Genomic DNA, 26,708 nt, shown 5'->3' with positions numbered 1-26,708 from the left:
CACAACGCTCCTTGCCTATCGCCAGTGCAGTGGAACAACTGCTTCGATGAAGTAGTACTGGCAGTCTTCGCCCTCGCGCCCGGGAATGAAGGTGTCGATGCAGGTTTGCCGGTCGTAAGTCGGCACATCGGCGACGGCCGGTGCCAGGAGTTCATCGGGCCAGCGGGCAAGGCTGCCGATCGCGGCGGCCAGGGCTGTCCCACAGTTCGCCCGGTACTGCACGTCAATCTGGTTCGTCAACGGACAGTTGACGCGCAGGGTATCGCCGTTGCTCCTGATCGCGGCCAGGGTGGATGCCGGAAGATCCACCGCGCTGCAGGTTGTTTCGACCGAGCAGGGAGCCGGATCGTGGGACATGTACCGGCCATCGCACGCCGCGGCCAGCAGCGTGGTGGCCGCCAGGGGGATGACCAGTTGTCTGCGAAGGCTCATTGTTCGCATCTCACTCGGGGTGAATACGGAATCCAGGGCGTTGGCCTGGATGATCGTTCAGGCAATGACCCTGGCGCCCGCGAACAACACCAGGGCAGCCATAGCCAGCCCACCAAAAGATAGCAGCAGGTCCAGGCCGAAAACCGAGTAGCCGAGAAACCTTCTCAGCCTTCCCTGGGAACGAACGGCTCCCCGGAGCGTGACGATGCCGGCGGGAAGCAGCAGGACAAGCAGGCATTGCGACAGGACGAGAGCCGTGCCCTTGTCGAGAGCCGGCACGGTGCCGCGCGCGATCAGCATGCTCGCAAGGATCAGGGCCAGGTTTGCCGCATATCCGAACAGGAGCCAACGATTCATCTCGCCATATGCCTTGGGTTGAACCGTGCCGAAGACGTTGGATTGAATTGCCCGTTAGTCGGCGCTTGCCATGAGCGCAAGGCCGCCGATGGCGAACAGTACCAGCCACGAAAGGTGCTTGCCACGGGTGAACAAAAGGGGAAGTGCGCCAGAGGCCAAGGCGGCGCAACCGATTATTTGCATTGCCGATTGCGAGTCGAGTTGCCCCCGGCTTGCCGCAAGAAGTAGCGCGCCAAAGCCAAACCAGGCGACGGTGGTGATGTGCCACGCGAAGCGCAGCGTCTGAACCGTGAACTCGGTGCTGCCCAGGACCTTGGGTAGATCCGGTCGCCTGAAAAGACGGACGAGTATGTAGCGCTCACCGAGTATCGAGTGGGCCAGGCCGAGAACGAGAATCAACAGGGCAGCAAGTTGGAGCATGGTTTGGTCGCCTCCTGGCGCCTTGAGTTGAGACGCGCCGAAGGCGTCGGCTTGTCGGTCATGCCCGCCTCCATGGCAGCTCGACCGCTCATTGGCGTTGCTTTCACCAGCGCCTGAAGCCCATGCCGAAGCGCCAGGTGCGGCGCACGCCCGGTCGGGCCAGGCGGGCCACCGGCGAGCGGATGAAACGCCTCGACGATCCGGGAGCGGGGTTGGCCGTCTTCCTGGTACCTGAGCTGGGTGCCGCCCCAGACGGTGCCGGGATGGCGGGTTACCTGGGCGATCTGTTCGCTTATGTGGGGGAAGGAGATCCTTTCCAGGGCGGCCTCGACCGGCAGCCATTCGATCCGGTCGATGCCCGGGGGAAGTTTCGTGCTGCCCGACTTCACCAGGGCGCTGTGGACAAGGCGGGTGGAGATCGCGCCGTCGGAATCGGCCCTGAGTGAGAACACGCCCCTGAGCTCCGGCTCGGTGACGGCGAGGCCATGGTTGGCCGCCAAGGCTTGCAGGCCCTGCCTGATGCTGGATTCATCGTCCTGGTACCAGCCCGGCGTCACCCAGCGACCGGAGTCCTCGAAACGAACCAGCATCAGCTCGCCGTCATCGTTGAAGACCAGCAGCCGATGGAAAGTCGACGCTGCCAACGCCTCTCCGGCGATGCACAGCAGGCAAAAGAACAGGATTGGAGGCAGCAGCGGCTTGTTCACGACGATCTCCCGGGTCGGTTCACGGTGAGGGACGCCACGTCGGCAGGAAAAGTTGCATCCCGGACTTCACCGCTAGTCAAGGCACATGACTCCAACGACAATCCCGTTCTCTACCGTACCGAGTCAACGGTAGGGTGGGTGGCACAAGCCGATAGCAGGATTGCCAGCAGCGTATACGCGAAGAATCTCAACCAGCCCCCTGACGCATGAACTGAGCCGTCCCGCGAAGCAGGCCCGGCTTGAATGAATTGTTAGGGCTCGTCGCCGTCCCACCACCGGACCGCGTACTCAACCGCCTCCTTTGCGTGTTCGGCTGAGTAGCCGGGCCACTCGAACTCTTCCCGGACGGCAGCCGCGAGCGCTATGTACTTCTCCATGCCTGCAGACGCCAAGTCCTGGTCGGAGAAATGGTCCCCGAAGACCAAGGAAAGAACCTCAAAGGCGTCCTGGCCGCAGAAGCGAGATTCTCCCGCGACCTCGTTCATCCTTTGAGCGAAGTTCGTGGTGACGGAGGAAAGGAACTGGACGTCATCAGTGTCACGCATGGTTCCCAACTCCTGAATAAAGTCGCGCCGAAGGCGTCGGTTGGAATGATTGGTTACGAGGCAAGCGACGCCGCGCTAATCTCCAAGGATCGTCTGACCAGCGCGGCAATCTCCTCGTTGCTACACGACGTAGAAAGAAGAACTTGATGTTCGGTCGCCGGCTTCTTGCCTTGCCCGTTCCGGACCATGGGGCAGATCATCAGGAGGCCTTCATCGGTTAGCGTGAGTTCAACTACAGGAAGCTTCTTGTTTATGGCGAAGGGGCTTCGGACCCGCAAAATCCTCGCCATATCGTCCAGGTCGATTGCCTCACTCGGATCCTTGAGCTCGTAGTGAGAAAGCGTTGGCGCAATGCGGCATATCCTCCCAAGCGCTTCTCCACTGACACTTTCCCGCGTGATTATCGTCATCTCATTGAAGACGAAGTGCCCATGTGGCGGAACAGCGCTGATTGGAGTAATCGCAAGCAGTGGGCTGGATTGAATGACCTCGGCCCTTCGCGTCCACGTATTCAATCGTGACTCCTAACGCCTTGAGTTGTGCCGCGCCGAAGGCGTCGGCTTGAATAATTGGTTAGGCCAATGCTCATTGACGCTGAAGAGAGGCCGCGAATGATCTAAACACAGCGCCGGACGCGAAAAGAAGCACGCAGCGATTTAATGAGAGAACCAATCCCGCATAGCCCAATGCGGCAATGACAATAGCGGTCTTTAGCGCGTCGGGGATGCCACGAGTATCGCCAAGCACCTCAGTCGAGGTCACGAGGTAAATGTAGAGGGCAGAGATGATGATGCTGAACGTAGCAGCAGAAGCCTTGAGAATTCGGGTTGCTCGTTCAAATGCCTTGTCATGCATGGCATTGAATTCATCGTCGGGTAGCTCCACGAAGCGCCTGAGGGTCGAGAAACGATTGGGAGTCACGTTGGTGGCCTATCGCCCTGAGTTAAGCCGCGCCGAAGGCGTCGGCTTGAATGAATGGTTAGGCCTGATCCAAGGGGTGGGTCGTCAATTGTACGTCCGAGGTTTCAATGATCCATCGCGCTTCCGCGCCGGGCGGGCCTGCCCATTCAATTTCGTGGATCAAGTTGCCAGCGTCGCTTAGACGAATTTCGCTGTAGCGCCAGTCAAAGTGACCTGCATGCGATGCTGGGTTGCTCATGCTGTACGAGAATACCTGTGGATAGTAAATCTCGATGTACATATCGTGGTAAGGACCAAGCAAGCGAACTCGGAGACTCAAAGTTCTAATCTCGTTCCGATCACCCTCCGATGGCTCCTCGAATCGGGCCCACTCTAACCACCCGTCGTGCGGGCATCGGTGATCAGATGCATCGAGTAGCAAGCCGGACGAGATCAGTTCGTATGCCGCCGCAGGAAACTTTGCTCGATTTGCCTCGACGTAATCTCGATATCGCCGAAATGGAATGTTCGGGTCACCCTTCATCGTATCGAGCTGTTCCGAAAGTACGAACATTAGGTTTAACGCCTTGAGTTAAGTCGCACCGAGGGCGTCGGCTTGAATGATTGGTCAGGATTAATGGAACGACATTTCGATGGACGTATAGAACGGCTCCTGCCACTTACCTCGAAATCCAGTTGAGACCAAACGCTTGTGCGTGCACAGTGCAAGTTGCGTATCGCCTTCCCGCCAACTCTCAGCGATGGAGCCATCCGAGTTGAGACGAAATACCAGCGTGAAGGCCGACAGGTCCATGTCTGGCTGCGCGCAGCTCGCCAAAGCGTCCTTAAGGGCATTTCCCTGTGCCTCCAGTAACTGCGAAGTCAGCTGAGGGTTTAGGTTCGACTCGTTCTCGTCGGCTAGGCGCTTCGCTTCGACAAAACCAAGGGTGCTCGCCGAGGCAAGCGCGGGTGCGAGAAAAACAATCAGTCCGAGCGGTCTCATCAACGACTCCCAACGCCTGAGTTAAGCCGCGCCGAGGGCGTCGGCTTGAATGATTAGTTAGACCTATTCGCACCAAGCGCGCGTCGGCCTGTTGGCTCGATGCTCTACGGAGCAGTGTTTGAGTCCGGCAGGGAGCTTCATTGACAGCCGAATGGTTGTCTTGGCGTAGCCGCAGTAGAACGAGTAGTCCTCGTAACCTTGCAGGGGCCAGCGATTCACAAAATCACCACCCACTTTCCCGGAGTAGGTCGTCTCAGGCTTCAGAAAGAAATTGTTCTCAGGAGGGCCTGAGAGAACTCCCATCTCGACTACAGGCAGTTTTCGGTCTCGCGATCCGAATCGGTAGTCAAATGCGTGCCAACCTGGCACGACCGAGGAAAGGCTCTGCGTCGTATCAAGATGCGTTGGGCAATTCAGCACCATAGGTTCTGAATGGTCGACAGCAGCGGCGAGGACGAACAAAGCCAAGATCGGGGTCATTGATGTCTAACGCCTTGAGTTAAGCCGCGCCGAAGGCGTCGGCTTGAATGATTGGTTAGGCGCGCGCGTAGATGCGAGCCCAGCGATGTGCTTCCAGAGAGTTTGGCTCAACGGCGAGCCACTCGACAACAGTGGGCCGAACCAGGTCTTGCCAAAGGGGGTGAGGGACAAGCATGTGAGAGGCTCTGCTTGTTGCAGCAATAGGGAGAAGCCAGCCTACAAAAGCCTTGCGCGCAACGAACGGCTGGGAGGATAGGGAGGAAATGAAGCTCTTTAAAGTGGAAAGTGCCGGCTTCCGTAACCCTTGCTCGAGTTGCGAGCAGTACGAGAAGTACCCCGCCCACTCGCTGTGCTCCGAGGCTTGCGATGCGACTGTGCGCAGGGATTCAAAGTATTCGTCCCGCCATTGCCACATGATGATCGCCTAACGCCTTGAGTTAAGCCGCGCCGAAGGCGTCGGCTTGAATGAATAGTTGGGCTGAGAACCTACGACGGAGCCAAGGAGTTATCAAGCCGGATCCCCCCGGAAGAGCCTCAGTTGCTGGCCTATTGCCCACAGCAAGTCGCCGAGCTCTGATAGACACTACAAGCTTCCAGCCCCTTCGTCGGGTGGAATGAGCACTCAATTCGAATGCTGTTCGTATCGATCGGGGGGAAGATGCGCTCGATCTTTATAGGCTGTACTCCGAGCAGCGTCTTTCCATCGTTTAGGTGCGAGACCTCAACGACTCCGTTTTCTCGAAGATAGTTCTCAACCACAGTCGATGAACTGCCTGGCTTAACGTCGCGGTCAAGTCTGGCTTTCCAGAGGCCCGCCGGGTCTAGGTCAGTTGCAGCCGCAGGAACTTCAATCGAGCACGAAGCTAGAAGGGCGGCAAGCGCGGCGGCAAGTACGAGCACCTTTCCCATGCGGGGCCTAACGCCAATTAGGCCTCAACAATGAGGCGATGCGCCGATGCTCTCGGAGGCCTGGGCGGCCGTCAAGTGTCGGGAAGACAGGCATGGCAAGGCGATCGACTGGGCGGAGGTCCTGGGAGATGGGCGGCCATCCGGGTTTATGCCTGTGGAACGATCAATAGGACGGAACTGGAGCGGATCCGCGGCATAAACCCTGAGACTCTTTCTCGGCTCGTTGGCGTCGGGCGCCTGTTTGGACGCGGTACGGCCTCAGCTGGCAGAGGACAGCTTGAGCCCCACGATCCCGGCCACCACCAGCACGATGCTGGCGATTCGCAGCGTCGACACCGGTTCCTTGAACAGCACCATGCCGGCGATGGCGGCACCGGCGGCGCCGATGCCGACCCAGATGCCATAGGCCGTGCCCAGGGGAATCTCGCGCATCGACAGGCTCAGCAGGTAGAAGCCGACGACCATCGCGATCACGGTCAGCACGCTGGGCAGGGGTCGGGTGAAACCTTCGGTGTATTTGAGGCCGACGGCCCAGCCCACTTCCAGCAGGCCCGCCAGGACCAGGAACAGCCAGTTCATCGTTCGTCTCCTCGCTTCAGATGCGTGACCAGGTTTGTCGCAGCCCGACCAGGTGCACCAGGCCGATGACCAGGCAGATGCCGGAGCTGACCGCCCAGAAGGTTGGGCTGTTGCCGGGGAAATAAGGCATCAGGAAATAGAAGCCGAGGCCCCGCACCAGGTAGATGCCGGTCACCAGGCAAAGCACGAATCGCAGCAGGGGCAGCCGGCGGATGATTCCCGCACCGGAAAGGGCGTAGGCCGACCAGGTGAACAACATGCCGGCGATCACCAGGGTGACCACCGTCGGGTACCAGTGCCCGGCCAGGTCCATCTGCGCCATCTGTTCGCCGGCGCCCAGGAACCGGTACCAGGGCGCGCCGAATACGATGCAGCCCAGGTGCGCGACGGCGGCCAGGGCGCTGAGGATGCCGCCCGCCAGCAGGAACGGGTTGGGCCGGCGCCGAAGCGAGGGCTCAGCCGGCATCTTTTTTCACGAAGCACGACTTGAGCTTCATCGGGCCGATGCCCTCGATGCGGCAGTCAATGTCATGGTCGCCGTCCACCAGGCGGATGTTGCGCACCTTGGTGCCGATCTTCACCACCGAGGACGAGCCCTTGATCTTGAGATCCTTGACCACGACCACGGTGTCGCCGTCGGCCAGCGGGTTGCCGTTGGCATCGCGCACGAGCTTCACGTCCTCGCCGGCCTCGGCTGCTTCGCCGGGAGCCCATTCGTGGCCGCACTCCGGGCAGACCAGCAGCAGGCCGTCCTGGTAGGCGTATTCCGACGCGCAGGCCGGGCAGGGCGGCAGCGTGCTCACGCGCCCACCTCGACCCGGTCGACCTTGGTGAAGCCGCGCGGCAGCAGGTTGCCGCGGCTCGCGCGGCCGCCTTCGTAGGCCTGCAGGTCGCGCCAGCTAAGCACCAGCTTCTGCTTGCCACTGTAGACCGTGAGTTCGCCGCCCTGGCGCACGCTGGCGATGGCCACCACCTTTTCCTGGCCGGACTTGAGCTTGGCCGGCGGAATCTGCACCAGCTTGTTGCCCTTGCCCTTGTCGAGTTCGGGCAGTTCGGCCAGCGGGAAGGCCAGCAAGTGGCCGGCGCTGGTTATGGACACCACCCAATCGGTCTTGACGTCCGTCACCAGGGCCGGCGCCAGCACCTCGCCCTCGCCGGGGTTGATCAGCGCCTTGCCGGCCTTGTTGCGGCCGGTGAAGTTTTCGAAGCGGGTGACGAAGCCGTAACCGTGCGAAGACGCCAGCACGTAGCGGGCGTCGTTCTCGCCCGCGGCCAGGGCCACGAATCCGGCCCCCGCCGGCGGGCTGAACCGCCCGCTCAGCGGCTCGCCGTTGCCGCGCGCACTGGGCAGCGAGTGCGCCAGGGTCGAATAACTGCGGCCGGTGGAATCGAGGAAGGCCACCTGCTGGTTGCTGCGCCCGCGCGCGGCCTGCAGCAGGCCGTCGCCTTCGCGATAGCTCAGGCTGGCGGCGTCGACGTCGTGGCCCTTGGCGGCGCGGATCCAGCCCTTCTTCGAAAGCACGATCGTCACCGGTTCGCTGGGCACCAGGTCGGTTTCGCTGATGGCCTGGGCGGCCTCGCGTTCCACCAGCGGCGAACGGCGCTCGTCGCCGAACTTCTTCGCGTCGGCCAACAGTTCGTCCTTCACCTGCTTCTTGAGCTTGGCCTTGCTGCCCAGAATGGTGGTGATCTTCTCGCGTTCCCTGGCCAGTTCGTCCTGCTCGCCGCGGATCTTCATTTCTTCCAGGCGGGCCAGCTGCTTGAGCTTGGTGTCGAGGATGTAGTCGGCCTGGTCCTCGCTGAGGTCGAAGCGCGCCATCAGCACGGGCTTGGGTTCGTCCTCGCTGCGGATGATGCGGATCACTTCGTCGAGGTTGAGGAAGGCGACCAGCAGGCCTTCGAGCAGGTGCAGGCGGCGCTCGACCTTGTCCAGGCGGTGCCTCAGGCGCCGCGCCACGGTGTCGGTGCGGAACAACAGCCACTCGGCCAGGAAGTCGCGCAGGTTCTTCACCTGCGGCCGGCCGTCGAGGCCGATGATGTTGAAGTTCACCCGGAAGCTTTTTTCCAGGTCCGTGGTGGCGAACAAATGGCCCATCAGGCCTTCGAAATCGACGCGGTTGCTGCGCGGCACCAGCACCAGGCGCACGGGGTTCTCGTGGTCGGATTCGTCGCGAAGGTCCTCGAGCCAGGGCAGCTTCTTGGCGCGCATCTGCTGCGCCACCTGTTCCATGATCTTCGACGGCGACACCTGGAAGGGCAGGTGGGTGATGACCAGGTTGTTGCCCTCGCGAAGCCACTTGGCGCGGGCACGCACGCTGCCGTGCCCGGTTTCGTAGATGGCGCGCAGGTCGGCGGCCGGGGTGATGATTTCGGCGCCGGTGGGGTAGTCGGGCCCGCGCACGTGTTCGCACAGGTCGCGCACGCTGGCGTCGGGGTCGTCGAGCAGGCGCACGGCTGCGCTGACCACTTCATTGAGGTTGTGCGGCGGGATGTCGGTGGCCATGCCCACCGCGATGCCGGTGGTGCCATTGAGCAGCAGGTGCGGCAGGCGCGCCGGCAGCCAGCTCGGTTCCTGCAGGGTGCCGTCGAAGTTGGGCACCCAGTCGGCCGTGCCCTGGCCCAGTTCGCCCAGCAGCACTTCGGCGATGGGGGTGAGCTTGGACTCGGTGTAACGCATGGCCGCGAACGACTTGGGGTCGTCGGTGGAACCGAAGTTGCCCTGGCCTTCGATCAGCGGGTAGCGATACGAAAACGGCTGGGCCATCAGCACCAGCGCTTCGTAGCAGGCGCTGTCGCCGTGCGGGTGGAACTTGCCGATCACGTCGCCGACGGTGCGGGCGCTCTTCTTGGGCTTGGCGGTCGCGCCCAGGCCCAGTTCGCTCATGGCGTAGATGATGCGCCGCTGCACCGGCTTGAGGCCGTCGCCGAGGAAGGGCAGGGCGCGGTCGAGCACCACGTACATCGAATAATCGAGGTAGGCGCGCTCGGCGTATTCGCGCAGCGGGATCTGTTCGAAGCCGTGGAAAACGGGGCGGGCAGGCTCGGTCATGCTTTACTCAGGTGGGAATTGGAACGATGGCCGCATTCTACCGGCCCAGGCAGGCCGGGTCCGCCACCGATTCACAAGGAGCAAGGCCATGAGCTGGGTCGGGATCATCCTGGTCATTCTGGGCATCGTGCTGGTAATCAAGTTCACCGCCTTCGCGCTGCGGCTGGTCTTCATCGGCATCATCCTGCTGGGGCTGTACCTGTTCCTGGGGCCGCTGCTGGGCTTTGGCTAGCGTCCCGGGCCGCCGGGGGCCTTGATATGCTTGCGCCGTTCCCCCGGCCGGCCCACGATGATCCCCCACCTCAACATCTCCCGCGCCCGGCTGGCCTTCATCCTGGGCGGCCTGGCCATGTTCGGGCCGTTTTCGATCGACACCGTGTTCCCGGCCTTCCTGGTGATGGCCGACGACCTGGGCGTGGGCAAGGTGGCCATGCAGCAGACGATCAGCGTCTACCTGATCGGCTACGCGGCGATGTCGCTGTTCCACGGCCCGATTTCCGACGCCATCGGCCGCAAGAAGGTGCTGCTGGCCGGCATCGTGGTCTTCACCCTGGCGTCGGTGGGCGCGGCGCTGGCCGGCGACATCACGACCATGCTGGCCTACCGCGCCCTGCAGGGCCTGTCGGCGGGCGTGGGCATGATCGTCGGGCGCGCGGTGGTGCGCGATGCGCTGCAGGGTGACGATGCCCAGCGCCTGATGAGCCACATCTCGATGATCTTCGGCGTCGCGCCGGCCATCGCGCCGGTCATCGGCGGCTGGATCCTGGGCTTCTCCGACTGGCACGGCATCTTCTGGTTCCTGGCGGCCTTCGGTGCCCTGCTGCTGGTGGTGACGGCCTGGGGGCTGCCGGAAACGCATCCGCCCGAGGCGCGGGTGCCCCTGCATGCGCGCACGATGCTGCGCGACTACTGGTCGATGCTGTCCAACCGGCGCTTCCGGCTGCTGACGCTGGCGGGCACGGCCAACTTCGGCGCGCTGTTCCTGTACATCAGTTCGGCGCCGGACTTCGTGATGGGCCTGCTGGGCCTGGGGGAACAGGACTTCGTGTGGTTCTTCGCCCCCACCATCGGCGGCATGATGCTGGGCGCCTTCGTGTCGGGGCGGGCGGCCGGGCGTTTGCCGGGCAAGCGGTTGGTGGAGTGGGGTTTCCTTTGCTGCGGCGTCGCCGCGGTCTACAACATCGGCTATAACGCGCTGGTTTCGTCGCCCAGCCTGCCCTGGGCCGTGCTGCCGACGGCGATGGGGGCGTTCGGCATCGCGCTGGTGTTCCCGATCGTGACGCTGGCGATCCTGGACATGTTCCCGCGCCAGCGCGGCAGCGCCTCGTCCATGCAGGCGTTCGTCGGCCTGATGTCGAACGCGGCGATCGCCGGCCTGCTTTCGCCCCTGGTCAGCCACAGCGGGCTGCTGCTGGCGGTCGTTTCCGCGGGCTTCGTGGTCGTGGCCTTCGGGACCTGGCGCTGGTACGTGGTGCACGACCGCGGCCTGGCGTCGGACGGGGCCTGAAAAACAGGAAGGCCGACGCTTGCACGCCGGCCTTCCCGGGTCACGCGGTGAAACCTGGGGTCAGGACTTGGCCGGCTCCCAGCCGCAGGTCTTGCCCTGGTTCTGTTCGGTCAGCCAGGTCTGCAACGGCTGGAAGTACTCCAGCACCGCCGACGCGTCCATCTGCTCGCCGCCGGTCAGTTCCTTGAGCGTCTGCTGCCACGGCTGGCTGGAGCCACGCTGCATCATCGCCCAATAACGCTGGCCCGCTTCCGGGTTGTCGGCGAAGTTGCAGGTGTACAGCGGGCCTTCGTGGCCGGACGCGTCGCACAGCGACTTGTAGAACTGGAACTGCAGCACGTGCGACAGGAAGTAGCGCGTGTACGGGGTGTTGCCCGGCACGTGGTACTTGGCGCCCGGGTCGAAGAAATCTTCGCCGCGCGTTTCGCCGGCCGGGGCCACGCCCTGGTACTTGGCCTTGAGCTCCCACCACGCCTGGTTGTAGTTGTCCGGCGTGATCGAGCCGTCGAACACGCCCCAGCGCCAGCGGTCGATCAGCAGGCCGAAGGGCATGAACGCGACCTTGGCCAGGGCCATGCGCATCTGGTTGTTGATCACCGCTTCTTCGCTGACCGCCGGCTGGTCGACCAGGCCGATCGAGGCCAGGTATTCCGGGGTCATGGAAAGCACGATGGTGTCGCCGATGGCTTCATGGAAACCGTCGTGCGCGCCGCCCTGGAACACCGGCGCCTGGTCCTTGTAGGCCAGGTAATAGTAGATGTGGCCCAGCTCGTGGTAGATCGTGGTCAGCTCTTCCTCCGTGGGCTTGATGCACATCTTCATGCGCACGTCGGTGCCGTCGGTGTTCATCGGCCAGGCGCTGGCGTGGCAGACCACGTCGCGGTCGCGCGGCTGGATCAGCATGGAATGTTCGTAGAACGATTCCGGCAGCGCCGGCATGCCCAGGCCGGTGTAGAAACCTTCGGCCAGCTTGGTCATGCGGGTGGCGATTTCCAGGTCGGCCTGGCGTTCGATTTCCACCTGCTTGGCGGCGGTCAGGTTGCGCATGCCGCCGGCCTTGGCCACCAGGTCGGACAGGATGTCCTGGCGCTGCTTTTCCAGCGCACCGTTGACGTCCAGGCTGCCGACGCCGTCGTAGGGCTGCAGCAGCGGCCAGAGGTTGCCCCAGTCCTGCTGCCACAGGTTGCCGGTGAGGTGGGCGGGGATCATGCCGTTGATCGAACCCTGCTCGCCGTACTTTTCCTCGAGCTTGCCGCGGGTGTAGCACTGCAGCTGTTCGTACAGCGGCTGCACCTGGCCCCAGAGGCGGTCGGCTTCGGCCTGGAAGTCGGCGGCGGGCATGTCGTAGCCGGCGCGCCAGACGTCGCCGGTGTTTTCAAAGCCCATCTCGACCGCGCCTTCGTTGGTCAGCTCGACGAAGCGCTGGTAGTCCTTGCGCATCGGCACGGCGATCGAATGCCAGCCTTCCCAGGCGGCGCGCATCTCGTCGTAGCTGCTGCCGTCGGTGTCGGCGAGGATCTGGCTGACCTGGCCGATGTCCTTGCAGTCTTCGCCGACGCACCACTTGCCCGACCCGTAGGTCGCGCCCATGCGGCTGGCGATCTCGGTCAGTTCCTTCAGCTTCGCCGGGTCGCGCGGGGCGGGCATGGACGAGCTGGTCTTGAGCAGGTGCAGGGCGCGCGCGGTGGCGGCGTCCAGGCCTTGCGTGTCGTAGGCCTTGGCCTGGGCGATGAATTCGTTGTTCTTGGTCAGCCAGCGTTCGTTGGCGGCCGACTCGACGCGCTGGCTGTCGGGGTTGATGTAGGTGGCGCCCAGCCACGCCGCCGAGGTCAGCTCGGGCGTCATCTCTTCGATGGTGGTGTTGACGCGGCCGACGAAGGCGTCGGCGGATTCGGACTTGGCCGCATCGGCCGGCGCGGCGGTCTTGCCGGCGGCGGTTTGGGCGGTGTCGTCATCGGATTTGCTGCAGCCGGCAAGGGCGAGCAGGCCGGCGGAAATGGCGAGCGCCAGCAGGGCGCGGTGGGATTTCACGGGTGTGCTCCAGAGGTTCAGTGGGAAACCACCCCCGAGCCTATCCCTAAATGGGGTCGGAGACCATTTTCAGGCCCCGGGAGGCGAGGAAGGCGCGGGCGTCTTCGGCGTCGTTTTCGAACCAGGCCCGGGCCGAGCCCAGGCGGAAGCTGTAGCCCCAGGCGTCCATGTCGGCCATAAGCCGGTCGCGGCCGACGCCGGGCAGGCGGTCGGCCAGCAGGATCTGCAGGCAGCAGGCGGCGTCTTCCTCGGGCACCGAATCGGTGGCGTCGGTATGCACCCGGGCGCGGCGCTCTGGCGGCATCACGATCAGGTGGCAGGCCTCGTGCAACAGGGAATGCACCGGGGTATCGGCGCGGGCATACACGGTGCAGCCGATCAGCCCGGCCTCGCATTCGCCCCAGTAACTGCCCGGGATGGGCTCGCCGTCGGGCACGGGCGCAAGCACCAGGCCGAATTCCCCGAGCAGCCGGGCCGGGGCCTGCAGGCCGATGTCGGCCAGCCGCAGCACGTCGGCTCCGGAAGCAGCAACGGCACCGGCGGGTGCCGGTGCCGTCGTGGACTCGCCCGTCATGGCGGCGTCAGCCGTTGGCGGCGGCCGGTTTTTCCGGCAGGGCCACGGAGATGTCCAGCAGTTCGCTGTCGCCGTCCTTGTGCAGGTCCACCTTCACCGCGTCGGCGTCGACGTTGATGTACTTGCGGATCACTTCCAGCAACTCGCGCTGCAGCACCGGCAGGTAGTCGGGTGCGTTGCGCAGGCTGCGCTCCTGCTGGATCAGGATCTGCAGGCGATTCTTGGCCGTGCTGGCGGTGTTCTTGTTGCGCTGGGTGAGGAAGTCAAAAAGGCCCATGGCTCAAGCTCCGAACATCTTGGAGAAGAAGCCCTTCTTCTCGACGGTGGTGAATCGCATCGGGCGCTCTTCGCCCAGGATGCGGGCAACGGCGTCGGTGTAGGCCTGGCCGGCCGGCGAGGCCTCGTCCAGGATCACCGGCACGCCGGCGTTGGAGCTTTGCAGCACCTCGGGCGATTCGGGGATGACGCCGACCACTTCAAGGCCCAGGATTTCCTGCACGTCCTTGATCGACAGCATGTCGCCGGCCTCGACGCGGCGCGGGCTGTAGCGGGTAAGCAGCAGGTGTTCCTGCACGCGGCCGCCATCTTCGGCCTTCTTGGTCTTGCTCGAAAGCAGGCCCAGGATGCGGTCGGAGTCGCGCACGGAGCTGACTTCCGGGTTGACCACCACCACCGCGCGGTCGGCGAAGTACATGGCCAGGAACGCACCCTTCTCGATGCCGGCCGGGCTGTCGCAGACGATGAAGTCGAAACCTTCCTCGCCCAGGTCCTTGAGGACCTTTTCGACGCCTTCCTTGGTCAGCGCGTCCTTGTCGCGGGTCTGCGAGGCAGCCAGCACGAACAGGTTCTCGAAGCGCTTGTCCTTGATCAGGGCCTGGCGGAGGCTGGCCTCGCCGTTGACCACGTTGACGAAGTCGTACACCACGCGGCGTTCGCAGCCCATGATCAGGTCCAGGTTGCGCAGGCCGACGTCGAAGTCGATGACGGCGGTCTTCTTGCCGGCCCGGGCCAGGCCACAGGCCAGGCTGGCGCTGGAGGTCGTCTTGCCGACGCCGCCCTTGCCCGAGGTCACCACGATGATTTCAGCCACTAATGTTCTCCGTAACGCGTTTGCGCCCTGGGGGCGTCTGTTGTTGGGGGGTCAGCCGAGCTGTTCGATCCGCAGCTTGTCATGCTCGAGCCATATCTGCACGGGCTTGCCCAGCAGTTCCTTGGGTATTTCCTCGAGCACCTTGTAGTGGCCGGCGACGGCGACCAGTTCGGCATGGAATTCACGGCAGAAGATGCGCGCGGAGGTCACGCCCGAGGCGCCGGCGAGGGCGCGTCCGCGCAGGGCGCCATAAACATGGATCGAGCCATCGGCGATCACCTCGGCGCCGGCGCCGACGGTGGCGCACAGGGTCAGGTCGCGGTCCTGGGCGTAAACCTGCTGGCCTGAACGCACCGGGTGCAGGTGCACCAGGCCGGGTTCGGCCCGGGTGGCCGGGGCTTCCGGGACCGGCGCGGCGGCGGCTTCCGCGGCCCGGGCGGCCGGGGCCGGGGCCGGGGCCGGCGAGGGGGCCGCGGGCAGTTCGCCGTCGCGTTCGTAGGCGGCGCGGAACTTGGCCAGCAGGGGCAGGCCCACGTCCTGGCTCAGGGCCTCCACGGCGCTGGTGCCGTAGGCCAGGGCCACCGGCAGCACGCCGGCGCCGCGCAGGGCGTCAAGCAGGGCGCGGGTCTGGCCGGCGTCGGGGCACTGGCTGAGGCCGCCGAAATCCACCACCACCGCGGCGCGGGCGAAAAGCTTGGGCGCGCGCCGGACACGGTCGGCCATTTCTTCGGCCAGTCGCTGGGGGTCGAGGGTGCGCACGCGCAGGTTGGCGATGCCCACCTGGCCGAACTTGAGCTCACCGGCCTGTTCGTAATCGGGATTGGCCGCCATCTCAGGTTCCCGTCGCCAGGACCGGCCGGCGGCCGGGCAGGGTTCGGGACTGCAGCCAGGGCACGTCGGGCAGGCGCCCGCCGTAGGTCTCGGCCACGAAGGGGTAGCTGCACATTTCCTTGAGCAGCATCGAGGCACGGATGCCGTTGGCCGACATCACGTTCTGGCCGACCTCGCGGAAGCCGAAATGGCCGTGGAACAGCAGCGCCGGGTCGTTGCCGGACTGCAGGAACACCTCGCAGGCCAGCAGCGGCCGGCGCACTTCGGCGAAGCTTTGGACGTCGGCGTAGAAGGCGCGGCCGCGGCCGCCGCCCCGGCGGGGCCGGGCGATGACGATGCGGTCGATGTAGAGGAAGTCCGGGTAGCGCTCCCGGAACCACTGGAAATTGGGACTCTCGTGCGGCGCGTCCGGGCCCAGGGCAACCAGGAAACCCGACACCAGGCCGTCCTGTTCGACGACCCGGAAATATTCGGCGTGTTCCCAGAAGAAGCGAGCCTTGGCCAGGTCCATCGGCAGGATGGACGGGCCGGCGGCGTTGTTCACGGCTACGACGGAATCCAGCTCGTGCTCGCGCACGTCGCGGATGGTGATCGGCATTGGACTACGAACTCCGATGGCGTTGGGGCCGCCAGGGGGGCGGACGATCGGGGCGGGATTATCGCACGGGTGCCCCGCCGGCGGGGCGGGAGGGGCCACATGACTTCCGGGGGCGTGCACGGCCGCAAGACCGCCGTAAGATGCCCCGATGCTGAACCGACTCACCCATACCCAGCTGCTGCGCTACGCCGGCCTGTTCACCTGGTTCGTGCTGGGCATTCCGCTGGTGGTGTTCACCTGGTACCTGGGCGCCGACGACGGCGATGCTGCCCAGGGCCCGGCCCCGCGCGCCGCGGTGGCGGTGTCGGCCTACCTGGCCTTCGGCCTGATCTACTGGAAAGTCACCCATTCCCTGGGTTTCCGCCAGCAGCGGCTGGGCGACCTGCTGCTGCTGGCGGCGCTGACGCTCTCGGCCATCCTGGTAAGCGCCGAAACCGGCACCGGCATGGGCGCGATCCTGATGATGATCATCGCCGGCGTCATCCCCTGGCTGGTGAACATCAAGGTGGGCGTGGTCTGGTTGATGCTCCAGCACGCGGCGCTGATCCCCGTGTTCAGCCGCATGGAGGGCTACACGCCGGGTCTGGCGGTGATGCAGGCGCTTACTTATGTCGGCTATTCCAGCTTCGCCATGGTGATCGGCCTGATCGCCATGCAGCAGGCCCAGGCCCGCGAAGAGCAGCGCCGCCTGAACGCCGAACTGCGCGCCACCCGGGCCCTGCTGGCCGAAAGCTCGCGCATGAGCGAACGCGTGCGCATCTCCCGCGAACTGCACGACCTGCTGGGCCATCACCTGACCGCCCTGAGCCTGAACCTGGAAGTGGCCGGCCACCTGACCGTAGGCAAGGCCCAGGAACACGTGCGCCAGAGCCACACCCTGGCCAAGCTGCTGCTCACCGACGTGCGCGAGGCGGTGAACGAGATGCGCCACGACGGCGCCGTCGACCTCAGCGGCGCCGTGCGCACCCTGGCCGAAGGCGTGCCGGCCCTGGACATCCGGCTGGACATGCCCGACCCGCTGCTGGTCGAGGATCCCGAATACGCGCACGTCATGCTGCGCTGCGCCCAGGAAATCATCACCAACGCCGTGCGCCATGCCGGCGCGTCCACGCTTTGGCTTACCCTTAGCCGCGACGCCCGCGGGCTGCGCATCCAGGCCCGGGACGACGGAACCGGCGCCGAAACGCTGGCGCCGGGCAACGGCCTGCGCGGCATGCGCGAGCGCCTGGCCAGCTGCGGCGGCCAGGTGGATATCATCACCGGGCGCGGCAAGGGGTTCGCGCTCGACATCCGACTTCCCCTGGAGAAACCCGCATGATCCGCGTGTGCCTAGTCGACGACCAGACCCTGGTGCGCCAGGGCGTGAAGTCCCTGCTTGAACTGGCCGACAACATCGAAGTCGTGGCCGAGGCCGGCGACGGCCGCCAGGCGGTGGAGCTGATTCCCGAAATCAAGCCCGACGTCGTGCTGATGGACATGCGCATGCCGGTGATGTCGGGCCTGGAGGCCCTGCAGGCCCTGGGCGCCAAGGGCGAACTGCCACCGACGATCATCCTGACCACCTTCGACGACGACCAGCTGGTGCTGGCCGGCATCCGCGCCGGTGCCCGCGGCTACCTGCTCAAGGACGTGTCGCTCGACCAGCTGGTATCGGCCATCCAGACGGTGGCGGATGGCGGCTCTCTGGTTCAGCCGGCGGTCACCCAGCGCCTGCTGTCCGGCCTGGAAGGCCTGCAGAACGAGTTCGTCAGCCTCGACCAGCCCGATCCGCTCACCGATCGGGAAACCGAGATCCTGAGGCTGATGGCCGGTGGTTTCTCCAACAAGGAAATCGCCAACTCGCTGGGCGTGGCCGAGGGCACCGTGAAGAACCACGTCTCCAACATCCTGTCCAAGCTGGGCGTGCGCGACCGCACCCGCGCTGTGCTCAAGGCCTTCGAACTCAAGCTGGTGTAGGCCGGCACGGGCCGCCGCGGCGGCCTTGTCGCGCCCGTAACGAAAACCCCCTGCCGGGGGCCGTCCTGACCTGATATCCTCTCCCGTTCCTGCGGCCGGGCACGTCTTCCGGCTGGGGGCCGTTCCTGGAGAATTCCCGAATGACCCGAGTTATCGAGTGGCTTATTTCCCTGCTGATCGTCGCCGCGCTGTTCGTCGTGATCGCATTGTTCCTGCCGGCGACGCGCACGGTGTCCCACTCCGTGGAGACCAACCGTCCGATGTCGACCGTGAACGACATCCTGTCCAGCTACACCCGTTTTGCTGACTGGAACGCCCTGGTCAACCACGACCCGCGCATGAAGCTGGACATTACCGGCCCCGAATCGGGCGTCGGCGCCAAGCTGTCCTTCCACTCCAACGACGCCACGGTCGGCGAGGGCAGCTGGGAACTGGTCGAGTTCGAGCCGGGCCGCAAGATCGTCTATGCCCTCGACACCCCGGGTCGCGGCTCCAACAAGACCATGACCTTCGACTTCGAGCGCACCGGCCAGCGCAAGCAGAACGTCAAGATCACCCAGACCTTCGACGTCGACTATGGCTACGACCTGATCGGTCGTTACGCCGGCCTGTACGTCACCGACAACGTCGGCGAAGACATGAAGCTCGGCCTGGGCAAGTTCAGCAACCTGATCGCCACGATCCCGCGCTTCGACTACAGCCAGCACGACGCCGAGTTCGCCTTCGTCGACCTGCCGGCGCAGAACGTGCTGTCGGCCACCGCCACGGCCAAGCGCGCCAACGACGACATCGCCGTGGCCATGACCAACCAGCTCAAGTGGATCGAGCAGGTCATGGAAGAAAACGAGCTCGAGTCCGCCGGCCCGCTGCGCATCGTCACCAACGAGTTCGGCTCCGACGCCTACGGCTTCGACGTGGTGATGCCGGTCCGCCCGGAAGGCTCCGGCCCGGCCGGCGAGCAAGACGCCAGCGAAGAAGGCGATGACGTCGCCGCTGCCGACGGCGAAGAGGCTGCCGAAGGCAACGGGGCCGCCGCCGAGGGCGCCGACGCCGAGGAGCGCATCGCCAAGATCTCCCAGGAGCGCGTGCAGCTCGACGACCCGTTCGACGCCGGCGCCATGCCCGAAGTGCTGGACATCGAGATCAAGCCCGGCCGCAACAACACCGCCAACCCGGTGGTTTACCTGCAGGTCCCGGCCCATCGCGCGGTCACCACCACCTACGTGGGTCCGGCGCCGGCGCTGCCGCGCGTGCGCGACCTGATCCGTGCCTGGGCGATGGTGCGCGGCGCCGAAACCGCCGACCGTCCCTACGAGGACTACCGCATCAAGATCGAGGACATGCTGTCCGACACCGCCGAATTCCAGGCCTACTGGCCGGTGAAGGTCGGCAATGAGATGCCGGGTGCCGCGGTGCAGCTGGTGCCCGAGCCGGTCGCGGAGGGCAAAGGCAGCCCGCCGCCGGGCGAAGAGGGCGACGCCGGGGAAGAAGACGCCCCGGCCGACGCGGAAGAAACCGAGTCCGCCGAGTAATGAAACACGCAGGGCGGGCCAGATGGCCCGCCCTGTCGTTTGTGGAGACAACGAGAACCCAGACCCGATGATCGAAGCCAATGCCCTGCACAAACGCTACGGCCGCCTGCTGGCCGTGGACGGCATCAGTTTCAAGGTCGAACCCGGCGAAGTGCTGGGATTCCTGGGCCCCAACGGGGCCGGCAAGTCCACCACCATGAAGATGATCGCGGGGTTCCTGGCGCCCAGCGCCGGTACCGCCCGCGTCTGTGGCCACGACGTGCAGACGGCGCCGATGGCCGCGCGCCGGGCGCTGGGCTACCTGCCCGAAGGGGCACCGGGCTACGGCGAGATGGGCCCGCTGGCGTTCCTGGGCTTCATCGCCGACGTGCGCGGGCTGCGCGGCGACGTCCGCCGCAGCCGCCTCGATGCGGTCATCGGTCGCCTGGCCCTGCAGGGCGTGCTGCACCAGCCCATCGACACCCTGTCCAAGGGCTTCAAGCGTCGCGTCGGCCTGGCCGCCGCGATCCTGCACGACCCGCCGGCCCTGGTGCTGGACGAACCCACCGACGGCCTGGACCCCAACCAGAAGCACGAAGTGCGCAGCCTCATCCGCGAACTCGCCCGCGACCGCACGGTGCTGCTGTCCACCCACATCCTCGAGGAAGTCGAGGCGGTGTGCAGCCGCGCGATGGTCGTCGCCCGCGGCAAGGTGCTGGCCGACGCCACGCCGGCCGAACTGCTGGCGCGGTCGCGCTACCAGGGTGCGGTGTCGCTGCTGGCGGCCGACAGCATCGCCGCGCGCGCGGCGCTCGACGGCATGCCGGGCGTCAGCGGCTTCCACCAGGAAAGCAGCGACGGCCGGCTCTATGTCTTCCCGCAGGGCCGGCCGGTGTCCACCGATGCGGTGGCTGAACGCCTGCGCCAGCGCGGCGTCGAGCACAGCGGCCTGCAGACCGAACGGGGGCGCCTGGACGAAGTCTTCCGTCGCATCACCACCCAGGAGGAGCAGGCATGAGCGGCGTCTGGCCGGTGCTGCGCCGCGAGTTCGGCGCCTATTTCGCCACGCCGCTGGCGGCGGTGTTCCTGGTCATCTTCCTGGTGCTGTCGGGGGCCTTCAGCTTCTACCTGGGCAATTTCTACGAAACCGGGCAGGCCGACCTGCAGGCCTTCTTCAGTTTCCATCCCTGGCTGTACCTGCTGCTGGCGCCGGCGGTGGCCATGCGACTGTGGGCCGAAGAACGAAAGGCTGGCACCCTGGAGCTGCTGCTGACCCTGCCGCTGACGGTCTGGCAGGCGGTGCTGGGCAAGTTCCTGGCGGCCTGGGCCTTCCTGGGCCTGGCGCTGGCGCTGACCTTCCCGATGTGGGTCACCGTGGCCTGGCTGGGCGAACCCGACCATGGCCTCATCGTCGCCAGCTACCTGGGCAGCTGGCTGATGGCCGGCGCCTTCCTGGCCGTGGGCGGGGCGCTTTCCGCGGCCACACGCAGCCAGGTGGTGGCCTTCATCCTCACCGTGGTGGTGTGCCTGCTGTTCCTGCTGGCGGGCTTCCCGATGGCGCTGGACATGGTGCGCGGCTGGGCGCCGCAGCCGCTGGTGGACGCCTTCGCCGGCCTTAGTTTCCTCACCCACTTCCAGGCCATCACCCGCGGCGTGCTCGACCTGCGCGACGTGGTGTTCTTCGTGCTGTGCATCGCCGCCTGGCTGTGGGCGACGGTGCTGGTGATCGACATGAAGAAGGCCGACTGAACGCCATGAAGATGTTCAACCGACGTTCCGCCCCCCTGTTCGCCCTGGCGCTGCTGGCGCTGGCCTTCGTGGCGCTGGTGTCGCTTTCCACCCTGGCCCTGCGCGGCGCCCGCGTCGACCTCACCGAACAAGGCCTTTACACCCTGTCCGACGGCACCCTGCGCATCCTGGCGAACGTGCAGGACCCGGTCACGCTGAAGCTGTATTACTCCGAACACGCCACCGGCGAACTGCAGCAGTTCCGCAGCTACGCCACCCGCGTGCGCGAGCTGCTGGAGGAAATCGCCGCGCGTTCGGACGGCCGGGTCAGCCTGGAAGTGATCGACCCCGAGCCCTTCTCCGAAGCCGAGGACCAGGCCGCCGCTTACGGGCTGCAGGCCATCCCGCTGGGCAGCACCGGCAACAAGCTCTATTTCGGCCTGGTCGGCAGCAACAGCACCGACGGCGAGTCGCTGATGCCCTTCATCCAGCCCGACAAGGAAGCCTTCCTGGAATACGACGTGGCCAAGCTGGTCAGTTCGCTGGGCAGCGCCGACCGACCGGTGGTGGCGATGATCAGCGGCCTGCCCACCGGTCCGCGCATGGACCCCAGCGGGCGCCCGGAGCCGGGCTGGGTGATCGACCGCCAGCTGCGCGAGTTGTTCGAGCTGCGCCGTCACCAGGGCATGCCCGCGGACATCGCCGACGACGTCGACCTGCTGCTGCTGGTGCATCCCAAGGACGTGCCCGAACACACCCTGCTGGCGATCGACCAGTTCGTGCTGCGCGGTGGCCGCCTGCTGGCCTTCCTGGACCCGGACGCCGAGGCCGACCAGAGCGGCATCAACCCGCTCGACCCGCTGTCCGCGGCGGTGCCGCAGGCCTCGCACCTGGGGCCGCTGTTCCAGGCCTGGGGCATCAATTTCGACCCGGAACGCGTGGTGCTCGACGAACGCCATGCCCTGCAGGTGCAGCCCGACCCGAATGGTCCGCCGGTGCGCCACCTGGCCGTGCTGGGCCTGGGCGCGGAGGTCCTGAACCAGGACGACGTCGTGTCCGCCGAGCTCGAGACCCTGCACTTTTCCACCGTGGGCGCCCTGGGCCTGGCGCGTGAATCGAGCCTGGCGATGGAGCCGCTGGCCCAGACCTCGCGCCGCGCCGCCCTGGCCGACGTGGTGGCCGTGCGCGAGGCCGTGTCCGACCCCGATTCGCTACGCGAAGGCTTCAAGCCCGGCGCCGAACCGCTGGTGCTGGCGGCCCGCTTCACCGGCGGGCTCAAGACCGCGTTTCCCGACCGCGTGGGCGAGCCAGGCCACCTGGCCGAAAGCGACGGCCCGGTCAACATGATCGTCGTCGCCGACACCGACGTGCTGACCGACCGGCTCTGGGTGCAGGTGAACGATTTCCTGGGCCAGCCGGTCTACAACGCCTTCGCCAACAACGGCGATTTCGTCTTCAACGCGGTCGACAACCTGGTCGGCAACGCCGACCTGATCGCCGTGCGCACGCGGGCGCCTTCCGCCCGGCCCTTCAGCCGGGTCGAACGCATCCGCCGCGGCGCCGAAGAACGCTACCGCGCCACCGAACAGCGCCTGCAGCAGCAGCTTGACGACCTGGAGCTGCAGCTCGGCGCCCTGCAGCAGCCCGGCGCGGAAGGACAGGCGCAGGCGATCAGCCCGGCCCAGCAGGCACAGATCCTGCGCTACCAGGAAGACCGCCTGCGCATGCGCAAGGAGCTGCGCGAAGTGCAGCACCGCCTCAACGCCGACATCGACGCCCTGGGCGACCGGCTCAAGCTGATCAACATCCTGGGCATGCCCGCGCTGGTGGTGCTGGTGGCCCTGCTGGTCGCCTGGCGCCGCTGGTCGCGCCGGCGGGCCGCGGAGTCCTGAGCCATGCGCACGCGCTCGCTGGTGCTTCTGGCGGTGGTGGCCCTGGGGCTGGCGGCATTGGCCACCTGGGCCCTGCTGCAGCGCGCCGCCGTCGCGCCCGCCAGTAGCGGCGAGGCCTTGCCGGGTTTTGCCGCCCGCATTGAAAGCCTGCAGCGGGTCGAGGTGCGCGGCGCGGGTGACCGCCTGCTGGTGTCGCTGGTGCGCCGCGACGAGGCCTGGGAGGTGGAACAGCACCCCGGCTGGCCGGCCAACCAGCGCGAAATCAGCCGGGCGCTGTTCCGGCTGGGCGAAGCCCGCCGCATCGAAGCCAAGACCGACCAGCCCGCGCTGCACGCGCGCCTGGGCGTCGAAGACGTCAGCCAGGCCGACGCCAAGGGCGCCGAACTGCGCTTTGAAGGTGGCGGCGACCCCCTGGGGCTGGTGGTGGGTCGCAACCATCCCGGGCTCGGCGGCAGCTACGTGCGGGTCGCGGGCGAAGACGCCTCCTGGCTGATAGACGCCGACCTCAGTCCGGCGCGCGACCCGGTGGCCTGGCTCGACCGGCGCCTGCTGGACCTGCCGCTGGCGCGCACCGAACGCGTGCGCATCAGCCCGGCCTCGGGCCGCGACTTCAGCCTGGAGCGCGACGGTGACTCCTTCGTCGTGCGTGGCGCGCCCGCGGGCGGCAGCCTCGACGCCCAGGCCACGGCCACCGCGGCCGTGCCCGAACAACTGGCGCTCGACGGCCTGGCGCAGGACGACGGCCACGAAGCCAGCCTGCGCCACGTCTACGAAACCGTGGACGGCCTGCGCCTGGAAATCGCCAGCTGGCAGGATGAGGCCGGTACCTGGGCACGCCTGTCGCTGGACCTGGACGAAGACGCCGCCACCGCCTGGTTCGACCAGGCCGGCGAAGACGCCGAGCCATCGGCCGAACGCCTGGCGCGGCTGCGCGGGCAGGTGCAGGCGTGGCAGGGTCGCTTCGAGGGACGCAAGTTCCTGCTGCCGTCGCACAAGGCGGCCAACCTGCTCAAGTCGCGCGCCGACCACCTGGTCCCGCGCTGATGCCGGGCCTGCCGCGCCTGTTCGCCGCCTTCGGGGCCCTGGCCTGTGGCCTGGCGGTGGCGCTGGGCGCTTACGCCAGCCATGGCCTGGAAGGCGAGGCGGCCGGCCGGGCCGGCCTGGCGGCCCTGTTCGCCTTCGGCCACGGCCTGGCCCTGCAGCTGCTGGTGCGCGAGGCCAGCGGCCGCCTGCGGCTGGCGGCTGCTGGCGCGATGCTGGCGGGCCTGCTGCTGTTCGCCGGCAGCCTGTGCGGGGCGGTTTTCCTGGGCTGGCCAACGCGGCTGGCACCCGCCGGCGGATTGCTGCTGATCGCCAGCTGGCTGATGTTCGCCGTCGACACGCTCCGGCGCTGAGCCCCGACCCCATGGCCCGCTACCGCCGCGGATTCGACCTGGACCTCGCCGCGGCGCACCTGCGCCGGCGCGACCGCAAGCTGGCGCGCTGGATCGACCGCATCGGGCCACTGGACGTGGGCGAACGCTGGCGCCGGCGCTTCGACCCCACCGACGCCCTGGCCCGCGCCATCCTCTACCAGCAGCTTTCGGGCAAGGCCGCGGCGACCATCGTCGGCCGCGTCGAGGCGGCGATCGGCGCCCGCAGGCTGCACGCCGACACGCTGGCCCGCATCGACGACGCCGGCCTGCGCGCCTGCGGCGTGTCGGGCAACAAGACCCTGGCCCTGCGCGACCTGGCCGCGCGGTCGGCCGCCGGCGAAGTGCCCACGACCACCGAAATGGCCCGCCTGCATGAAGACCAGATCATTGAACGCCTGACCGCCGTGCGCGGCATCGGCCGCTGGACGGTGGAGATGATGCTGATGTTCCAGCTCGGCCGGCCCGACGTGCTGCCGGTCGACGACCTGGGCGTGCGCAAGGGCGCGCAGCTGCTCGACAAGCTCGACGACATGCCGCGGCCGAAGGTCCTGGCCGAACGCGGCGAAGCCTGGGGGCCTTACCGCACCCTGGCGGCGCTGTACCTGTGGCGCATCGCCGACTTCGCCGCGCCGGAAAAGGCGCCGGTCAAGCGTTCGCAGGACTAGCGTCGTCCGGCGCCGCCGGGCGCCAGCACCAGTGCCAGGGTTCGTAGCTGATGCCGTGCGGATTGCCGCGCGGGTAGCTCATGCGGAACCCAAAGTCGCCGGCCCGCTCGCGCAGCCAGGCGAAGGCCGGCGTCGCCTCGAAACTTTCTTCGGCCGGGGGCTCGCCCGGCGTGCCGATGTCCATGGCCAGGCCGCCGTGGTGTTCGCTGTAACCCGGGGCGGCGTTCACGGCCAGGATCTCGGGCATGGTCTGCCCGCGCGCCAGCTTCCGCTCGAAGATGCCCAGTTGGTAGGCGTGGCTGCGATAGCCGGAAATGGCGTCGAGCACGATGCCGTCGGCCCGCGCCGCGCGCTGCATCCGGCGCCAGGCGCGCGCGGCCGGTTCACGCAGCCACAGCGGGCGCCGGAAGCGGTCGAAGCCGGCGAATTCGAGTCGCGATGGTTCGGGCACCAGGGCCAGGCCGGTGTCCTCGCCGTAGGACGCGTCCAGGCCCAGCGCGGCCAGGCGATCTTCCAGGCCGGCGAGCGGCAGCGGCGGCCCCCCGGGCGTGCCGGCGGCCTCGATCGCGGCGACGGCGTCGCCGATGCCGGGTTCGCGGGCCAGCCCGTGCCGGAGCGCGTGCAGGCGCTGGCCGTCGTAGGTGGCCAGGAATCGTCCGTCGGATTTGCGCCGCAGGCACCACGTCGCCAGGGCCAGGGCCCGGGCGTCGGCGTTGGCGCGCGCACGCGGCCGTAGCAGCCGCGCGGGCAGGGCTTCGACGTGGGGGCTGTTGACCAGGTGCCAGTCCAGGGCGTGCATGCGTGGAGCTTAGCGCGTCAGGCGGCAGCGCGGCGCAGGATGTCCAGCACCGCTTTCGGGTGTTCGAAGCTCAGCAGCCAGACCCGGCCGTCGGCGTGCGGCAGCGCCAGCACCTTCGAAACGTCGGTGACCAGGCAAAAGGCCTTGCGCCGGTCGCGCAGCATGAAGTGCCCGGCCCAGTAGCCCGGCAGCCCGAAGCCATTGGTCTTGAGCAGTGGCTTGAATTCGCCGTGTTCGCGCGTGTCCACCACCCGGGCCTGGTCGAGCCGGAAATCCGCCAGCGGCGACTGCCGGCTGTAATAGGTGGCCTTCACCCGCAGCTGCTTGCCGTCGAAGGCGACCTGGCGCCGCCACATCGGCAGCAGCAAGGCCAGGATGACCAGCGCCACCAGCGCCTGCATCGCCAGGATCAGTACGGCCTTGTCGCCTTCCGCGCGGGCGAAGCTGATGGCGAGGACCGCCGCGGTCGCCGGCACCAGGGTGCCCAGGACCACGGCGAACCAGATCGCCGCCTTGCCGATCGGGGGCAGCGCGAAGTTGCGGAACATGTCAGTCATCGCCGTTCTCTTCGGGTTTCTTCAGGCGGCCCTGCTTGCGCAGGGCTTCACGCAGGACGTATTCAATCTGGGCGTTCACCGAGCGCAGTTCGTCGTCGGCCCAGCGCTGGACGGCGTCCAGCACCTTGGTGTTGATGCGCAGCGGGTAGGCTTTTTTTTCCGCCAAGACCCCG

The 26,708-nt window shown here is 66.6% G+C and carries 33 protein-coding genes; 11 read left to right on the top strand and 22 right to left on the bottom strand.

Features of this window, described 5'->3' with window-relative positions:
- Nucleotides 1–15: 15 nt before the first annotated feature.
- The 13 genes from IEX13_RS07515 to parC form a co-directional block, all read right to left on the bottom strand.
- Nucleotides 16–432, bottom strand: coding sequence for a hypothetical protein (locus IEX13_RS07515; protein WP_188662682.1), 417 nt, complete (start codon nt 430–432; stop codon nt 16–18).
- Between the two features lie 57 nt (nt 433–489).
- Entirely contained in the window at nt 490–789 is a 300-nt protein-coding gene (locus IEX13_RS07510; protein ID WP_188662680.1) for a hypothetical protein, read from the bottom strand.
- 54 nt (nt 790–843) lie between these two features.
- A complete protein-coding gene (locus IEX13_RS07505; protein WP_188662678.1) occupies nt 844–1,209 on the bottom strand; it encodes a hypothetical protein in 366 nt (121 codons plus the stop codon).
- Nucleotides 1,185–1,916 (bottom strand): NUDIX hydrolase, encoded by a 732-nt coding sequence (locus IEX13_RS07500; RefSeq protein ID WP_188662677.1) that lies wholly within the window; start codon nt 1,914–1,916, stop codon nt 1,185–1,187. Before IEX13_RS07500 ends, IEX13_RS07505 begins: the two co-directional genes overlap by 25 nt.
- 251 nt (nt 1,917–2,167) lie before the next feature.
- Entirely contained in the window at nt 2,168–2,461 is a 294-nt protein-coding gene (locus tag IEX13_RS07495) for a hypothetical protein (protein ID WP_188662676.1), read from the bottom strand.
- 53 nt (nt 2,462–2,514) lie between these two features.
- On the bottom strand, nt 2,515–2,976 hold the full coding sequence (locus IEX13_RS07490; RefSeq protein WP_188662675.1) for a hypothetical protein: 462 nt from the start codon (nt 2,974–2,976) through the stop codon (nt 2,515–2,517).
- 70 nt (nt 2,977–3,046) lie between these two features.
- Nucleotides 3,047–3,382 (bottom strand): hypothetical protein, encoded by a 336-nt coding sequence (locus tag IEX13_RS07485; RefSeq protein ID WP_188662674.1) that lies wholly within the window; start codon nt 3,380–3,382, stop codon nt 3,047–3,049.
- Between the two features lie 613 nt (nt 3,383–3,995).
- Complete coding sequence (locus IEX13_RS07480) at nt 3,996–4,364, bottom strand: hypothetical protein (protein ID WP_188662673.1); 369 nt, start codon at nt 4,362–4,364, stop codon at nt 3,996–3,998.
- 63 nt (nt 4,365–4,427) lie between these two features.
- Complete coding sequence (locus IEX13_RS14405; RefSeq protein ID WP_425489044.1) at nt 4,428–4,844, bottom strand: STY0301 family protein; 417 nt, start codon at nt 4,842–4,844, stop codon at nt 4,428–4,430.
- A gap of 1,167 nt (nt 4,845–6,011) precedes the next feature.
- Nucleotides 6,012–6,332 carry a quaternary ammonium compound efflux SMR transporter SugE gene (sugE, locus tag IEX13_RS07475; RefSeq protein ID WP_188662672.1) on the bottom strand — a complete coding sequence of 107 codons (321 nt, stop codon included), beginning with the start codon at nt 6,330–6,332 and terminating at the stop codon, nt 6,012–6,014.
- Between the two features lie 16 nt (nt 6,333–6,348).
- A complete protein-coding gene (locus IEX13_RS07470) occupies nt 6,349–6,798 on the bottom strand; it encodes a hypothetical protein (RefSeq protein ID WP_188662671.1) in 450 nt (149 codons plus the stop codon).
- Nucleotides 6,788–7,135 carry a zinc ribbon domain-containing protein YjdM gene (locus tag IEX13_RS07465; RefSeq protein ID WP_188662669.1) on the bottom strand — a complete coding sequence of 116 codons (348 nt, stop codon included), beginning with the start codon at nt 7,133–7,135 and terminating at the stop codon, nt 6,788–6,790. Before IEX13_RS07465 ends, IEX13_RS07470 begins: the two co-directional genes overlap by 11 nt.
- Nucleotides 7,132–9,381: a DNA topoisomerase IV subunit A gene (gene parC / locus IEX13_RS07460; RefSeq protein ID WP_188662667.1), complete on the bottom strand. Its 2,250-nt coding sequence runs from the start codon at nt 9,379–9,381 to the stop codon at nt 7,132–7,134. The genes IEX13_RS07465 and parC overlap by 4 nt, the downstream gene beginning before the upstream one ends.
- An 88-nt stretch (nt 9,382–9,469) precedes the next feature.
- Here parC and IEX13_RS07455 point away from each other — a divergent pair, with 88 nt between their 5' ends.
- The gene (locus IEX13_RS07455; RefSeq protein ID WP_188662665.1) at nt 9,470–9,613 is read left to right on the top strand and encodes a hypothetical protein; all 144 of its coding nucleotides are present in this window, start codon (nt 9,470–9,472) and stop codon (nt 9,611–9,613) included.
- 57 nt (nt 9,614–9,670) lie between these two features.
- Complete coding sequence (locus IEX13_RS07450; RefSeq protein ID WP_188662663.1) at nt 9,671–10,888, top strand: multidrug effflux MFS transporter; 1,218 nt, start codon at nt 9,671–9,673, stop codon at nt 10,886–10,888.
- A gap of 60 nt (nt 10,889–10,948) precedes the next feature.
- Here IEX13_RS07450 and IEX13_RS07445 read toward each other — a convergent pair whose 3' ends face one another.
- The 6 genes from IEX13_RS07445 to IEX13_RS07420 are packed head-to-tail and all read right to left on the bottom strand — an operon-like array spanning nt 10,949 to nt 16,012.
- Complete coding sequence (locus tag IEX13_RS07445; protein WP_188662661.1) at nt 10,949–12,919, bottom strand: M2 family metallopeptidase; 1,971 nt, start codon at nt 12,917–12,919, stop codon at nt 10,949–10,951.
- A gap of 46 nt (nt 12,920–12,965) precedes the next feature.
- Entirely contained in the window at nt 12,966–13,493 is a 528-nt protein-coding gene (locus tag IEX13_RS07440; protein ID WP_188662659.1) for a hypothetical protein, read from the bottom strand.
- A 7-nt stretch (nt 13,494–13,500) separates the two neighbouring features.
- Nucleotides 13,501–13,770: a cell division topological specificity factor MinE gene (gene minE / locus IEX13_RS07435; protein ID WP_188662658.1), complete on the bottom strand. Its 270-nt coding sequence runs from the start codon at nt 13,768–13,770 to the stop codon at nt 13,501–13,503.
- A gap of 3 nt (nt 13,771–13,773) precedes the next feature.
- Nucleotides 13,774–14,583, bottom strand: a complete 810-nt coding sequence (minD, locus tag IEX13_RS07430) for a septum site-determining protein MinD (RefSeq protein WP_188662656.1) — start codon at nt 14,581–14,583, stop codon at nt 13,774–13,776.
- Between the two features lie 51 nt (nt 14,584–14,634).
- Nucleotides 14,635–15,414: a septum site-determining protein MinC gene (gene minC, locus IEX13_RS07425; RefSeq protein ID WP_188662654.1), complete on the bottom strand. Its 780-nt coding sequence runs from the start codon at nt 15,412–15,414 to the stop codon at nt 14,635–14,637.
- A gap of 1 nt (nt 15,415) precedes the next feature.
- Nucleotides 15,416–16,012, bottom strand: a complete 597-nt coding sequence (locus IEX13_RS07420; RefSeq protein WP_188662652.1) for a GNAT family N-acetyltransferase — start codon at nt 16,010–16,012, stop codon at nt 15,416–15,418.
- 148 nt (nt 16,013–16,160) lie between these two features.
- Between IEX13_RS07420 and IEX13_RS07415 the strand changes: the two genes are divergently transcribed.
- The 9 genes from IEX13_RS07415 (at nt 16,161) to IEX13_RS07375 (ending at nt 25,179) form a co-directional block, all read left to right on the top strand.
- On the top strand, nt 16,161–17,330 hold the full coding sequence (locus tag IEX13_RS07415) for a sensor histidine kinase (RefSeq protein WP_188662650.1): 1,170 nt from the start codon (nt 16,161–16,163) through the stop codon (nt 17,328–17,330).
- Nucleotides 17,327–17,968 (top strand): response regulator, encoded by a 642-nt coding sequence (locus IEX13_RS07410; RefSeq protein ID WP_188662648.1) that lies wholly within the window; start codon nt 17,327–17,329, stop codon nt 17,966–17,968. Before IEX13_RS07415 ends, IEX13_RS07410 begins: the two co-directional genes overlap by 4 nt.
- Before the next feature lie 140 nt (nt 17,969–18,108).
- Complete coding sequence (locus tag IEX13_RS07405) at nt 18,109–19,500, top strand: SRPBCC family protein (RefSeq protein ID WP_188662646.1); 1,392 nt, start codon at nt 18,109–18,111, stop codon at nt 19,498–19,500.
- Between the two features lie 67 nt (nt 19,501–19,567).
- Nucleotides 19,568–20,497, top strand: coding sequence for an ABC transporter ATP-binding protein (locus tag IEX13_RS07400; protein ID WP_188662644.1), 930 nt, complete (start codon nt 19,568–19,570; stop codon nt 20,495–20,497).
- Complete coding sequence (locus IEX13_RS07395; protein WP_188662642.1) at nt 20,494–21,228, top strand: ABC transporter permease; 735 nt, start codon at nt 20,494–20,496, stop codon at nt 21,226–21,228. The genes IEX13_RS07400 and IEX13_RS07395 overlap by 4 nt, the downstream gene beginning before the upstream one ends.
- A gap of 5 nt (nt 21,229–21,233) precedes the next feature.
- Nucleotides 21,234–23,099, top strand: coding sequence for a GldG family protein (locus IEX13_RS07390; RefSeq protein ID WP_188662641.1), 1,866 nt, complete (start codon nt 21,234–21,236; stop codon nt 23,097–23,099).
- Nucleotides 23,100–23,102: 3 nt separating this feature from the next.
- A complete protein-coding gene (locus IEX13_RS07385; RefSeq protein WP_188662639.1) occupies nt 23,103–24,143 on the top strand; it encodes a DUF4340 domain-containing protein in 1,041 nt (346 codons plus the stop codon).
- Nucleotides 24,143–24,493, top strand: coding sequence for a DUF423 domain-containing protein (locus IEX13_RS07380; protein WP_188662638.1), 351 nt, complete (start codon nt 24,143–24,145; stop codon nt 24,491–24,493). Before IEX13_RS07385 ends, IEX13_RS07380 begins: the two co-directional genes overlap by 1 nt.
- 11 nt (nt 24,494–24,504) lie before the next feature.
- Nucleotides 24,505–25,179, top strand: a complete 675-nt coding sequence (locus IEX13_RS07375; RefSeq protein WP_188662637.1) for a DNA-3-methyladenine glycosylase family protein — start codon at nt 24,505–24,507, stop codon at nt 25,177–25,179.
- Here IEX13_RS07375 and IEX13_RS07370 read toward each other — a convergent pair.
- From IEX13_RS07370 to IEX13_RS07360, 3 genes are read right to left on the bottom strand one after another with little or no spacing between them, the layout of a single operon-like run.
- On the bottom strand, nt 25,160–25,978 hold the full coding sequence (locus IEX13_RS07370; protein ID WP_188662636.1) for a M15 family metallopeptidase: 819 nt from the start codon (nt 25,976–25,978) through the stop codon (nt 25,160–25,162). The genes IEX13_RS07375 and IEX13_RS07370 overlap by 20 nt on opposite strands.
- A gap of 17 nt (nt 25,979–25,995) precedes the next feature.
- Nucleotides 25,996–26,535 carry a hypothetical protein gene (locus IEX13_RS07365; protein ID WP_188662635.1) on the bottom strand — a complete coding sequence of 180 codons (540 nt, stop codon included), beginning with the start codon at nt 26,533–26,535 and terminating at the stop codon, nt 25,996–25,998.
- Entirely contained in the window at nt 26,528–26,701 is a 174-nt protein-coding gene (locus tag IEX13_RS07360; RefSeq protein WP_188662634.1) for a type II toxin-antitoxin system antitoxin, read from the bottom strand. The genes IEX13_RS07365 and IEX13_RS07360 overlap by 8 nt, the downstream gene beginning before the upstream one ends.
- Nucleotides 26,702–26,708: the final 7 nt, after the last annotated feature.

Source organism: Arenimonas soli (assembly GCF_014643775.1).
GTDB lineage: Bacteria > Pseudomonadota > Gammaproteobacteria > Xanthomonadales > Xanthomonadaceae > Arenimonas > Arenimonas soli.
Note: the sequence above shows the minus strand (reverse complement) of the source record. Positions and strands in the feature narration are given on the sequence as shown.

Excerpts from the sequence above, each read along its gene's own strand:
- IEX13_RS07515 (WP_188662682.1), bottom strand. The coding sequence starts at position 432 with ATGAGCCTTCGCAGACAACTGGTCATCCCCCTGGCGGCCACCACGCTG.
- IEX13_RS07510 (WP_188662680.1), bottom strand. The coding sequence starts at position 789 with ATGAATCGTTGGCTCCTGTTCGGATATGCGGCAAACCTGGCCCTGATC.
- IEX13_RS07505 (WP_188662678.1), bottom strand. The coding sequence starts at position 1,209 with ATGCTCCAACTTGCTGCCCTGTTGATTCTCGTTCTCGGCCTGGCCCAC.
- IEX13_RS07495 (WP_188662676.1), bottom strand. The coding sequence starts at position 2,461 with ATGCGTGACACTGATGACGTCCAGTTCCTTTCCTCCGTCACCACGAAC.
- IEX13_RS07480 (WP_188662673.1), bottom strand. The coding sequence starts at position 4,364 with ATGAGACCGCTCGGACTGATTGTTTTTCTCGCACCCGCGCTTGCCTCG.
- IEX13_RS14405 (WP_425489044.1), bottom strand. The coding sequence starts at position 4,844 with ATGACCCCGATCTTGGCTTTGTTCGTCCTCGCCGCTGCTGTCGACCAT.
- sugE (WP_188662672.1), bottom strand. The coding sequence starts at position 6,332 with ATGAACTGGCTGTTCCTGGTCCTGGCGGGCCTGCTGGAAGTGGGCTGG.
- IEX13_RS07470 (WP_188662671.1), bottom strand. The coding sequence starts at position 6,798 with ATGCCGGCTGAGCCCTCGCTTCGGCGCCGGCCCAACCCGTTCCTGCTG.
- parC (WP_188662667.1), bottom strand. The coding sequence starts at position 9,381 with ATGACCGAGCCTGCCCGCCCCGTTTTCCACGGCTTCGAACAGATCCCG.
- IEX13_RS07455 (WP_188662665.1), top strand. The coding sequence starts at position 9,470 with ATGAGCTGGGTCGGGATCATCCTGGTCATTCTGGGCATCGTGCTGGTA.
- IEX13_RS07450 (WP_188662663.1), top strand. The coding sequence starts at position 9,671 with ATGATCCCCCACCTCAACATCTCCCGCGCCCGGCTGGCCTTCATCCTG.
- IEX13_RS07440 (WP_188662659.1), bottom strand. The coding sequence starts at position 13,493 with ATGACGGGCGAGTCCACGACGGCACCGGCACCCGCCGGTGCCGTTGCT.
- minE (WP_188662658.1), bottom strand. The coding sequence starts at position 13,770 with ATGGGCCTTTTTGACTTCCTCACCCAGCGCAACAAGAACACCGCCAGC.
- minC (WP_188662654.1), bottom strand. The coding sequence starts at position 15,414 with ATGGCGGCCAATCCCGATTACGAACAGGCCGGTGAGCTCAAGTTCGGC.
- IEX13_RS07420 (WP_188662652.1), bottom strand. The coding sequence starts at position 16,012 with ATGCCGATCACCATCCGCGACGTGCGCGAGCACGAGCTGGATTCCGTC.
- IEX13_RS07415 (WP_188662650.1), top strand. The coding sequence starts at position 16,161 with ATGCTGAACCGACTCACCCATACCCAGCTGCTGCGCTACGCCGGCCTG.
- IEX13_RS07410 (WP_188662648.1), top strand. The coding sequence starts at position 17,327 with ATGATCCGCGTGTGCCTAGTCGACGACCAGACCCTGGTGCGCCAGGGC.
- IEX13_RS07405 (WP_188662646.1), top strand. The coding sequence starts at position 18,109 with ATGACCCGAGTTATCGAGTGGCTTATTTCCCTGCTGATCGTCGCCGCG.
- IEX13_RS07400 (WP_188662644.1), top strand. The coding sequence starts at position 19,568 with ATGATCGAAGCCAATGCCCTGCACAAACGCTACGGCCGCCTGCTGGCC.
- IEX13_RS07395 (WP_188662642.1), top strand. The coding sequence starts at position 20,494 with ATGAGCGGCGTCTGGCCGGTGCTGCGCCGCGAGTTCGGCGCCTATTTC.
- IEX13_RS07390 (WP_188662641.1), top strand. The coding sequence starts at position 21,234 with ATGAAGATGTTCAACCGACGTTCCGCCCCCCTGTTCGCCCTGGCGCTG.
- IEX13_RS07385 (WP_188662639.1), top strand. The coding sequence starts at position 23,103 with ATGCGCACGCGCTCGCTGGTGCTTCTGGCGGTGGTGGCCCTGGGGCTG.
- IEX13_RS07380 (WP_188662638.1), top strand. The coding sequence starts at position 24,143 with ATGCCGGGCCTGCCGCGCCTGTTCGCCGCCTTCGGGGCCCTGGCCTGT.
- IEX13_RS07375 (WP_188662637.1), top strand. The coding sequence starts at position 24,505 with ATGGCCCGCTACCGCCGCGGATTCGACCTGGACCTCGCCGCGGCGCAC.
- IEX13_RS07370 (WP_188662636.1), bottom strand. The coding sequence starts at position 25,978 with ATGCACGCCCTGGACTGGCACCTGGTCAACAGCCCCCACGTCGAAGCC.
- IEX13_RS07365 (WP_188662635.1), bottom strand. The coding sequence starts at position 26,535 with ATGACTGACATGTTCCGCAACTTCGCGCTGCCCCCGATCGGCAAGGCG.